Annotated in this window: 3 protein-coding genes; 2 read left to right on the plus strand and 1 reads right to left on the minus strand. The window is 58.6% G+C overall.

Features of this window, described 5'->3' with window-relative positions; all coding sequences use genetic code 11:
* Positions 1-377 precede the first annotated feature (377 nt).
* Positions 378-1,268 carry a dihydrodipicolinate synthase family protein gene (locus QZL67_RS05355; protein WP_022289722.1) on the plus strand — a complete coding sequence of 297 codons (891 nt, stop codon included), beginning with the start codon at positions 378-380 and terminating at the stop codon, positions 1,266-1,268.
* A 180-nt stretch (positions 1,269-1,448) separates the two neighbouring features.
* On the opposite strand, the gene fabZ is transcribed toward QZL67_RS05355, so the two are convergent.
* Positions 1,449-1,892, minus strand: a complete 444-nt coding sequence (gene fabZ / locus QZL67_RS05360) for a 3-hydroxyacyl-ACP dehydratase FabZ (RefSeq protein ID WP_022289723.1) — start codon at positions 1,890-1,892, stop codon at positions 1,449-1,451.
* 403 nt (positions 1,893-2,295) lie between these two features.
* Here fabZ and QZL67_RS05365 point away from each other — a divergent pair, with 403 nt between their 5' ends.
* On the plus strand, positions 2,296-3,063 hold the full coding sequence (locus QZL67_RS05365; RefSeq protein WP_022289724.1) for an IclR family transcriptional regulator: 768 nt from the start codon (positions 2,296-2,298) through the stop codon (positions 3,061-3,063).
* Positions 3,064-3,116: the final 53 nt, after the last annotated feature.

Genomic DNA, 3,116 nt, shown 5'->3' on the forward strand with positions numbered 1-3,116 from the left:
CAGGCGCTGCCCTGGGAACAGGCCCGGCTGACGGCCCGGGAGGATCTGGCGGCGGTGATGGAAGATCTTGCACGGCTGTTGGCAGCTATGGGCCAGCGGTAATACATGGACGTGGGCGAAGCACCGGCTCCGATCCCCCTGCCGGGCGGGCCGGTCCGCGCTGGAAAAGGGGACTGCGGGCTTTTTGCATAGAGGTCCGCCGGAAATAGGTCCAAATGCGGGCAAAACGATGAAGATCATCCAAGCGCTTGACAAATTCATCCAAGCGCGGTATGGTTAAACAGGCATCAGGTAAGGATGCCGATTTGCAAAGCAATATTTCGGAAAACGTTTCCGCAATACGGAAAAATGGAAAATAGGAAAGGGAGCATTACAAGATGAAAGCAGCGTATTTGACTCCGGCGATTACCTTGTTCCGTGAGGATGGCAGCCTGGACCTGGAGAGCCAGGGCAAACTGTTCGACAACCTGATCGAAAAAGGCGTGGACGGCATTCTGGTGGAGGGCAGCTCCAGCGAATTCTTCGCCATGCCGATGGATGAGCGCCGGGAAATGGCGCGGTTTGCCATCGAGCGGGTGGATCACCGTGTCAAGCTGATCATCGGCACCAGCAGCATGGTGGCAGATGAGATCGTGGACTTTTCCAACTACTGCCTGGAGCAGGGCGCGGATGCGGTCATGATTCTGCCTCCCTATTACTTCCGCTTTGGTGCAGAGGCACTGCTGCAGTACTATGACCGTCTGGCCGGCAAGATCAACGGTCCCATTTACATCTATAACTTCCCTGCCAACACCGGCACGTCTGTCCCTGCGGAGACCGTGCTGCAGCTGGCGCAGATGCATTCCAACATTGTGGGCATCAAGGACACCATCCCCGGCATGGATCACACCCGGGAGCTGATTAAGGTGGTCAAGTCCCAGATCCCCAACTTCGAGGTTTACTCCGGCTTTGATGACAACTTTGCCCACAACATCCTGGCCGGCGGCAACGGCTGCATCGCGGCACTGAGCAACGTGGTGCCCGAGATCTGCGCCGCTTGGGCCAAGGCGTTCCGGGACAATGACCTGGCCGGCATTGCCAAGGGCCAGCAGGCCATCGACCGTCTGATGGACCTGTACGCCATCCGGGACCCCTTCCTGCCCGTCCTGAAGGAGGCCTGCAGACTGCGTGGCATCGCCGCCAGCAGCACCGGCACCTTCCCCATGCCTAACGCCACAGTGGAGGACGACGCCCGGATTCTGGCGCTTCTGCACCGGGAGGGTATCTGAAAAACAGCACGTTCTGCCTGCCTGCCGCAATCAAGCGGCGGGCAGGTATTTTTTCCCTTGTAATGCAGGCAAAGCATCGCCGGGCAGCGGATTTGACCGGTGAGCGGTCTGTGGGATATGGGAAACAGGATAGAAAAAGAGCCCGGACCAAAGGTCCGGGCTCTCATTTTCAAAGGTCGATTACCGCATGGCGATGGTGACTTCCGTCTCCGCAGCCAGCTCACCGTGATTATAGACCTCACATTTGCAGGTGGCGATGGCCTTTTCCGGGCGCTCGCTCATCAGTGCGGCGTGAATTTCGATGGTGTCGCCGGGGAGGATCTTTCTGCGGAAGCGCACATTGTTGATCCCCAGGAACAGCGGTGTCTTTCCCTGATATTCCGGCTTGGTCATCAGCACCAGATCGGTGGCCTGGGCTGTGGCCTCCACAGTGTAGACACCGGGCAGCACGGGGTCACCGGGGAAATGTCCCTTGAAGATCTCCCGGGCGGGATCGACCCAGAAGGTAGCGACGATCCGCTCCCCGGGGACGAATTCCGTAGCCTCGTCGATCAGCAGCATGGGGTCGCGGTGGGGAATAATTTCCATCACCTGTGCATGATTGAGCTTTTTGCATTCAGACATGTCGTTTTGACCTCCTTGTGTTCTTGGCGGACTTGCCGGAAAAACCGGGAAGAGCCGCATCAGAGATATCCTGATCCACCGCCGTTGAGGGCCAGAGCGGAATAAGACCCGGCCGGGCGGTATTTCCATGATAAACATGCTCCCGGCAGGCAGCCGGCTTACCGTTGACAAGGCAAAAACTTCCATTATGCGGAATAAAGTTCCACAATTATCCCGTAAAACGATTCACAACTTCCCAACCGCATGTTATACTCATCATAGGCGCTTCCCGGGCGGTTGTCAAGCAGCCGCAAACGGCGTTGGGCGCCGGATTTCCGTTTGGCGCATGTGCGGTGCAGCGTGCCCGCAAAGCCCGTTTGGCCCCGGGAGGTCCAGTGCCTGCGGAAGAGAAAGGAGCAGACCCATGGCGAAAGAACAGGTTTCCAGCATTCTTCGTGCACTGCAGATTTTGGAATGCTTTACAGACAATGAGACAGAATGGACGTTGAAGGCGCTGGTGGAGCAGCTGGGACTTCCCACGACGACCGTATTCCGCCAGCTGTCCACATTGACGGACCGGCAGTACCTGGAGCAGGACCCCATTCGCAAAAGCTATCGGGTGGGCCCCAGACTGCTGCAGCTGTCCAGTGCCATTGTGGGGCAGTCGGACCTGCGGCGGATTGCCCGGCCGGAGCTGGAGCGGCTGAGCGATACTGTGCAGGAGACCATCAACCTCAGCGTGATGCTGGAACATGATATTTTCTATCTGGACAAGGTGGAGACCCATCGCTCAGTGGTCTGCAACACCCGGGTGGGCAGCCGGGCTCCGGCGTATGCCACCAGCGGCGGCAAGGCGATGCTGGCCTGCCGGGAGCCGTCCGAGATCGACGAATACTGCCGGTGGATGGCGCAGGAGGCCTGTCCGCTGACGAGCAACACCATTACGGACCCTGACCGGCTGCGCAGGGAACTGTCCCAGGCGAGGGCCTGCGGATATGCACAGGACAATGGGGAGATCGAAGAGGGGCTGATCTGTGTCGCGGCGCCCATTTATGATATGAACCACAAGGCGATTGCGGCAGTCAGTGTCTCTGGACCTGACTATCGGATGAAAGAGGATCAGGACGTGATGATCCGGGAGGTTCGCCAGACTGCTGCCGGGATCTCCAGACTTCTCGGCTGCCGGGGCTGATCGGTGCCTGAGAGTTTAAAGCATCGGAAGAAAAGAGAAGAAACGGCGCCCGG

Origin of the sequence: Oscillibacter sp. CAG:155 (assembly GCA_000436875.1) — a bacterium.
Classification (GTDB): domain Bacteria; phylum Bacillota; class Clostridia; order Oscillospirales; family Oscillospiraceae; genus Oscillibacter.